This is a genomic window from Caloramator sp. (genome assembly GCF_020054765.1).
Lineage (GTDB): Bacteria > Bacillota > Clostridia > Clostridiales > Caloramatoraceae > Thermobrachium > Thermobrachium proteoclasticum.
Window position 1 is genome coordinate 1 of sequence record NZ_JAIHAO010000062.1, and the last position, 8,148, is coordinate 8,148.

The 8,148-nt window shown below is 29.5% G+C and carries 5 protein-coding genes; all 5 read right to left on the reverse strand.

The annotated features are described in order from the left end of the window. Positions 1 to 244 precede the first annotated feature (244 nt). Positions 245 to 2,014, reverse strand: a complete 1,770-nt coding sequence (locus JG776_RS11840; protein WP_291967763.1) for an MBL fold metallo-hydrolase — start codon at positions 2,012 to 2,014, stop codon at positions 245 to 247. Beyond that, a complete protein-coding gene (locus JG776_RS11845; RefSeq protein WP_291967765.1) occupies positions 2,007 to 3,626 on the reverse strand; it encodes a hypothetical protein in 1,620 nt (539 codons plus the stop codon). Before JG776_RS11845 ends, JG776_RS11840 begins: the two co-directional genes overlap by 8 nt. Then, entirely contained in the window at positions 3,623 to 5,323 is a 1,701-nt protein-coding gene (locus JG776_RS11850) for an Hsp70 family protein (protein ID WP_291967767.1), read from the reverse strand. The genes JG776_RS11845 and JG776_RS11850 overlap by 4 nt, the downstream gene beginning before the upstream one ends. 13 nt (positions 5,324 to 5,336) lie before the next feature. Then, positions 5,337 to 6,491, reverse strand: coding sequence for a hypothetical protein (locus tag JG776_RS11855; RefSeq protein ID WP_291967769.1), 1,155 nt, complete (start codon positions 6,489 to 6,491; stop codon positions 5,337 to 5,339). A 261-nt stretch (positions 6,492 to 6,752) separates the two neighbouring features. Continuing rightward, positions 6,753 to 7,559 carry a hypothetical protein gene (locus JG776_RS11860; protein WP_291967771.1) on the reverse strand — a complete coding sequence of 269 codons (807 nt, stop codon included), beginning with the start codon at positions 7,557 to 7,559 and terminating at the stop codon, positions 6,753 to 6,755. Between the last annotated feature and the right edge of the window lie 589 nt (positions 7,560 to 8,148).

Genomic DNA, 8,148 nt, shown 5'->3' on the forward strand with positions numbered 1-8,148 from the left:
AAAGTTGTTAATTTAGCTGTTAAATTAAGTCTTATACAGAGTATGTATAAAAGCTTTAATGTACTCTACCCATTGGAATATCTAATTTAAATAAAGTTTCAAAAAACCCCCCTATGTATAAGGGGTCAAATAGGTTTTTGTATACATCAGATGAATAAAAAATTAATTCAATATATTAATATTATATATTTTCCAATTTTTATTTGTCAATAAACAAAGTTACTATATATTCCTATAAATTCTTCTACACCGTATGCACAAAAATTACATTCTCTGGACTTAATGTTATAATAGCCTCCACCAACTGGTTATAGCTTGCGTGTCCTGAAAGAGGAATGTCAAAGAAAAATTGGCTATTTTCAAATATGTTTATTTCATTCATTATACTGTTGTTTTGGCTTATATACCCTACCTTAACAATTGCCGCATCCTTATCCTTTAATTCATAATAATACCTATAGGATGTGCTGTCCCTCTGAAACATACCTGAACTTACAATAAAAACATCATAGTTAAATAATTTAAATTTCATATCATTGTTTGATACACTCGTTAACCTATTTATTATATTTTTATCTATTTGTCTTTGAAAATAGTAGGTTATATCTGCTGCCTCACCATCTATTAAAGCTGGAGTCCTTAGGGAGTTATAACTTTGTAGAATAAGTGCAACCTCTTGAGCTCTTCCTATTGCAAAGCTTGGTATAAGGGTCTTTATTTGGTGGTTATTTAACTTCTTAACAACCTTTGAAAGGATAATTTGATTATCCCTATATTCTAATCCATCCTTTTTATTAAGGTATGTTCCCTCTATTGCAAGCAGGTCTATTTTTCCCCTCTGAATTAATTTTTTTAGATCCAAGCCTTCAACAGTAAATTGGTTGTTTAAGCAGAAGTCCCCTGTATAAATAAGTCTTTTATTTCCAAATAAAATATCATATCCACAGGAACCTAAAATATGTCCATTTCTAAAGGGAATTACACTAAATGTATTAAGTTTAACTACTTCATCATATTTTACAATATTAATATCAAATCCATCTAAACAAAATCCAACCTTTAAAATTAAATCATACGTTTGTCTTGTCATAAAAAACTTTAATCCAAATCCCTTTAAAACATCTATGCTGCCATAGTGGTCTAAATGTGCGTGGGTTATAAATACTCCCTCAACGTTTCTTATATCTACATTAAGTGCCCTTAGGAAACCTATAGCATCTATTTTACCAATATCATAATCATTATTATATGCACCACAATCGAGAATTAGATATTTACCTTTGTATTCAAGCAGGTGCATATTTGCAAGTCCATCGTCATAGGGATATGAATAGAACTTAAAATCCCTTGCTTCAAAATTATGATAACCAAATAAATCTACTATTTCAGAATCAATAGCCCTTAACGAAAGTGAATTTATATTAAAATTTAAATTCTTATCTATCATATTAGGAGTAAAAAACTCTTTATTTGCTGCATAGTTAAAATAAATTGGGCTAAATATACTTCCTAATACTGTGGCTATGTAGGTTTTGTAAAAGGAATCCTGTAATTCTTCAAAATATGATGAAAGCTTTAATATACTTTCCTTATCCTTATTCTTTCTTGCATTATATATAAGCTTCAACACATCATTATCGGATAAGCTGTCAAACTCACCCCTTAAATTAAGAGGAATTTCATCGTATTCAAATAATACACAAAACTCAATTAAATCCTTAACATCTACACTATTTTTATAAAACAAACCCTCAATCAGTTGCTGGTTCTTCTTTAATATTTTATTTGCAATGTTTATATATCCAAGTTTAAATAAAGATAAGACAAGGTATAGATAAAAGGCATCTATACCCGTCTTTTGAATTCCTATCTTTGAATATACATAGGTCATATAATAATCACCCCTGCGGTAGCTTTTTGTACAAAGACTACCTAAGGTTGACATATCCTTCCCTTCGAAAAAATCCTTTTCCAAGAAGATAATGCTTCTATCTTGAATATTAAAATCAAGCATTTGCTTCAATACCTCCAGGATTTACGTTGTTTAGAATTGACATCGCCTTTGTTCTTATACTACTGCTAAAGCTTTCATTATTCATAACATAGAATAGGAATTTTTCTATGTAGCCTGGAATATTGTTTTCACCTATAAATTTATTAATTAAAGATAATACTGCATCATATACATTAGGTGCTCTCCAAACAACTTCTTTATCCTTATATCCCATCTTTTCAAATATTATCTCTAAAATTGGTTTAAATTCATTTTCAACTGCAGGTATAACAAGCTGTATGTTCTTTAATGCCTTTAATATCTTTGATGAATCTGTTGAAAGAATATTTTCCTTAAACTTTTCTATAATCATTACTCTAAGTTCTGGTACACTCTTATAAATCTGCCTAATAACCTCAGAAACCTCTTCTGCTATTGTTGTTTTTTCTTCAAAAAGCTCAGATGCAAGCTTTTCTGTATAGCTGTTATCTTTAATTAGTGCAAAATATGCCCAAACATATACTTTATAGTCAACTTTTTGAAGATATTTTTCAATTATAAATTCTTTACCTTCGGAATATGCTAAAAATCCTAATGTCATTATGGCATCTTTAATATCCTTTTTACTACATTGGTGATTTTTTAGAGTATTTATAATATAATCTCCTGCCTCTTTTCTATTTGTAAACCTTAGTGCAAATAGGGAATGTCCCCTTAAGTTTTCATTATTTAGTGCTAAATATAGTTCATCTAATGCCTCTTTTTTCTTAATCTCATCTATTTTAGCACCCACTGCCGCAATTCTTGCAAGTTTAATATAGTATGGTCTATTTTTAACTTGAACATTGTTTCCTGTATCTGTTATTACACCTTGAGTTATAAGTTCAGACAACACCTTTCTTCCAAAGGATCTTATATTTTTTGAATTATAGGCATCCTCAATAATACGTTTTCCATCAGGTAAAAACAAATATACCTTAGATTTAAAATAGTTAGCTATCTGTCTATCCTTTTCATTCTCCTTCTCAAGTATCTTTATAAAGGATAAAATGTAAGGAAGTGCATCTTCATTTCCAGTGTCCATAAGGGCTTTAAAAAGATCCACCCTTAAATTTTCATCATAATAAAATCTGTTGTAGGCAATCTTTAGCAGGTCTAACTTACCTAACTTACCACACAGCTTAATTGCAATTCGAAGCTGAGGAGTCCAAGTCCACTTTTTTAATATATGTTCAAGTTCCTCATTTATATACTCGCTGCAATTGAATGTATATAGTATATCAACAAGTTCATCTATGAAATTCTTAAAATTTAAATATTTATTAATTGTCTTTGTCGCATATATGGCACATCCTACAGGAGATATTTTCCTTGATTGCATCAAACTGCATTTATCTCTTAATCTAAAAAGCATATTATTATATGACCTTGTATCCATTTGCTTAATCTTTTCATATATATGAACAAATTCCTCGACATCATTTTCGGAGAATTCCCAATAAAATAAACCATTTTCTGTTCCTATAGGTTGAAGGCCTGGAGTTGAAAACTTATCTTTTATATCTATATTAATACCCTTAGGAAAAACACCTCTTACAATTCCTAATTGATCAAAAGACTTCATTAGCATCATAATTCACTTCTCCTTTCTTCCAATTCAACATCACTTTCTATGTTTAAATTAAATCTTGTTTCGTTCCTACCGTCTTTCACAATCATTACCATAGTCAAATACTTATTTTCATTTATTTCGTATTCAATATCTATTGGTGTTCCTGTTTGTATTGGAACATTGAATTTTGCAAGATAAGATTTTTGAATTCTAAGCTTTGAGCTATATGGACTCTTACCTGCATATATATCTACCTTTATACCAGATGGTGAGGTAGTTCTTAATTTTCCTGTTAGCCTTCCTTTATAAGGCACAGGATGATTTGCCTCTATTATGGTATGAGGCAGTCCTTCATTTACGTCAATCATTATAGCCTCTGCCAAGACCTTTGTTATATCCATTCCCATCATAACGTCATTTTTTACTGTAAAAGCATTTTGTTTTGTAGTTTGTGATACCCTCTTATTTTCTACGCTGTAGTAATGATAAACTGCTGCACCTCTTGCTACTGACTCCATAGGTCTTGAAGAAACTATGATTGGTTTATTTAGTATTTCAAATAGCCTTTCTTTAACTTTTGGGTATTTGCTCATACCACCTGTTAAGTAAACATAATCTATAGAAGAAGGCCTAATTCGATAGCCATTTAGTGTATCTAATATTGGCTCTTCTATGTTTTTTTGTTTTCTTTGTTCGTTTAAAATTTTAGTTTTGTTTTTGGGTTTGTAGTATAGACTCTCTGTTGCCTTATCAAACTCCTTCTTTGTTATCTTAAATTCAAAGGCTTTGTCTTTATAAAAATCAACAATTGCCTTTGTAAAGGATAATTCGTTTTCATTTACTGGAATACCCATCATTTTTCTGGTTTCTATCTCTGAAGCCATTTTTTCCTTAGCTTCTTCACAAAATACCGCAAGTTTACTTACCATAGATGTAAGCTCTTGCTTTGATATATCATCTGGGTCAATATCATTTTCCTCTAAGAATTTATTTAGTAAATATTCTGCTGCCCAAAAGTCAAAATCAACACCACCTAATTCGTCATATCTACCAACAGCTATTTCTTGGAAATCAAGTTTATTTCCGCTCTTTACAACGTCAATTACTGAAACGTCGCAGGTTCCTCCCCCTAAATCAAATACCAGTATTCTTTTCTTTGTTGAAAAATCTATGCTTTGGCAGCTTACATCCATAACTGCCTGTTGGTTTATGTAATCTATCAAGGCTGCTGTTGGTTCTGGAAGAATATCTATATTTTCAAATCCTGCCATCTTTGCTGCCTCTATTGTGTCATTTATTTGGTCTGTATTGAAGGAAGCTGGTACTGTTATAACCACATCCTTTACATCAGTAAAGAGGTAATTATCTGCTGAATTTTTGCACATCTTTAGAACTGCCGCTGCTACATCCTTTGGTCTTATTACCTTATCATCTACCTCCCATTTAAAATCTAATCCCATATACCTTTTGCTATTTGAAATAACTCTTAGAGACTGCAAATCCCTCATTGACTTACCTATTTCACCTACGTATCTTAATCCATCGTAGTCTACAAACATTACAGATGGAATACTATCCTTTTCTATTAAAACTTTGTTCCTGTCAAATTGTTTTATAGGGACTATTTGAGTTATGAAATTTCCATACACATCCTTAGCGCCAACTGAAACAACAGTATTAGTTGTACCTAAATCTATTGCAAGATAAGCACCTGCCACATTAATTCCTCCTTTACACTTCAATCATAGGGTTTATAATATGTTCATCTTTGTATTTCCAACCTGGGAATATTACCTTTTTATAACCTGGTGAGTATACTCCCATATCCTTATTTAGTCTATATTTTGTTCCTATTTCATCTGCCTGCAAATCGATAATTCCAAGTAGATTGCTATTGTCAGCATAAACATCAAGCTTTTCAAGGGCTCTAAATAGATTTTTTACATAAAGCTTTATATCGTTTATATCATACTCTGCATCCATAAATGACCACATATAAAGTCTGTCTAAAACAAGTCCAAAGCTTTTTTCATTTAATGTATTAATTAACTCTGCTACTATGTTCTTCTTTTGCTCATCTAATGCCCTGTTTAAGTCCTCAATTTTTTTGTTTAATCTTTTGTATTCTAATTCAAATAGGTTTAATCTCTCCTTTAATTCCTCTATATCATCTAATTCTTTGCTATCGTCTTGTTCTATATCTTCATCTTTTTTTGCGTCAATTTCTAAATTTTCTATATGTTTTATTTCTACTTCATCTTGTCTTTTTCTATTATCATATTTGAAGTTATTTTTATTTTTGCGTAATTCCATCATTTTTTCTTTTATATCATTGAATAGCTGTGTTATCTCTTTTTCATAATTTTTAAACCATTTTTTTAAATCAAGAAATACATCATTTTTACTATATGAATATAAATTATATCTTTTTAAAATTTTATCTATGTAACCCTTAACTTCTTCTTTCCTATAATCATTAATTATATTCTCAATGTATTTGAAAACACTTTCTACTGTTACATCTTGAACACTCTCAGCATCTATTATTGCTCTTTTTATTACAATATCAATAAGTATATACTCTAAAATAAAATATTTAGTTTCACCATTTTTATATTTTAAATAACTTCCTTTTAAACAATGTAAATAAGTCTCAACTAATTCCCTATTAAATACTTCATCTTCTTCAAATAAAATACTCCAATTTTTCTCTATATTATCAATTATTTTTCCTTCCAAAACAGTCCCATTATCTATTAATACATCTATCTTTGGTAAAGCCCCCTTTTTATAATTATTAAATATTTCTTTTATAAAATCTCTTTTTTCTTCTCTAAACTCCCTATAACTAAAATTTTCTCTCCTTGTTCTCTCTTCTCTTTGCATTTATCATCCCTCCGCATTTGATTAGTTTTAATTTTAATAAAGTATCATATAGTTTTTATTGCATAAAATTGAGTAATCTATTGATTAGAGCTAACACAAACTATTTATTATATTAATAAAAATTTTAAGAATATATGACAAACCTACTTTAAAATATTCTACAAATTTTCAAAATTCCTTTACATTTCTCAACTTTTTTAAATATAGGACAATTTTGCATAATAAAAAAACATCAACCCATAAAGAGTTGATGTTTTTTTATTATGCAACAACTATAACCGCAAAATTTGTAGCTGCTTCATAGCATATATTACATAGAGTATTATAAACGTGGTGTATTATAATAGCTTTATATATAGCTTTAACATCATTTACTACAAAGCTTGATACTTCTTCATCTGAAAGAGGGATATAAATTTTACTTACACTCTGGTTAACATACCTTTCTACCTTCTTGTCAATCATCCTATTTGTATATATTAGCTTTTCTAAGTTTGTTATTATACCGCTATTTTGCAGCATTAAGAGTACACTTACTATATCGATTATTTTTTTATCTCCTGAATAATCATACACATTTTCCTTTTGCATTTTAAGTTCAAGTCCCTTATATTTCTCAATTGCCTTTTCATTTATTTTTACGCTGCCTGTAAGTATCTTTTTTATATCAGATGCTTTTATTTCTTTTTCAGAATTAATTGTTTCTATTGCAGCTAAAAATTTTATAAACATATTGTATGCTTCCTTTGATAGTGTCCTTTTACCCTTATAATTTGCATTTAATTTAATAGTAAAAATCTTTTTGCTTAGATTCTCATATGCTCCAAATCCCTTTATACCCTTTAGATATTCAGCTTCTTCTTTAATCTTTTCCTTTAGGGTATTTGTAAAATTTGGAGAGAGATTGTAATTTAAAGATACAGCATCCACAAACCTGTTTATTTTGTCAATGTCTCTTTTGGCTATAATCTCCTCTAATTTTCTAATCTCCTGTACATTTAATGGGAGATTTAAAAGAAGAAGTTTTTTTACATTATTCCAAGATTTTAATTTAAATTTTAATACCATAAAACAAAACCTCCTATAGAATATTTTCTGAAAATGGACGCACTTATAGTGCGAAACCATTCAAATTTTAAAAATATATTATTCTATAGGAGTGCTAAACTCACAATATTTACTTTGCTTTTATTTTACTATAGAATTTATTTACTGTCAATACAATTTTGTAAAATAATTTATCAATAAATGATAAGCCAAGCATTCTCAATGCTTGGCTTATAAAAATATTAAATTTAGTTATCCATCCCTTCAAACAGGTCATATTCATTTCCACTTTGACAAACTTCCGCCAAAGGATTTACATCCATACATGTGATAATCCCTTCAAACAGGTCATATTCATTTCCACACAGAAGATACAGATAGAGCGCTTGGCATTGTATATACGGTGATAATCCCTTCAAACAGGTCATATTCATTTCCACAAAAAAGCCTTTTGCGACACGCAAAGAGGCTATGGAGTGATAATCCCTTCAAACAGGTCATATTCATTTCCACAGCACCCTTTTTGATCCCTTGAAAAATCTGGGCTGAAGGAGGCTATTTTTAAAACCCCCAAAAAAGTTGTTAATTTAGCTGTTAAATTAAGTCTTAT

Excerpts from the sequence above, each read along its gene's own strand:
- JG776_RS11855 (WP_291967769.1), bottom strand. The coding sequence starts at position 6,491 with ATGCAAAGAGAAGAGAGAACAAGGAGAGAAAATTTTAGTTATAGGGAG.
- JG776_RS11860 (WP_291967771.1), bottom strand. The coding sequence starts at position 7,559 with ATGGTATTAAAATTTAAATTAAAATCTTGGAATAATGTAAAAAAACTT.
- JG776_RS11845 (WP_291967765.1), bottom strand. The coding sequence starts at position 3,626 with ATGATGCTAATGAAGTCTTTTGATCAATTAGGAATTGTAAGAGGTGTT.
- JG776_RS11840 (WP_291967763.1), bottom strand. The coding sequence starts at position 2,014 with ATGCTTGATTTTAATATTCAAGATAGAAGCATTATCTTCTTGGAAAAG.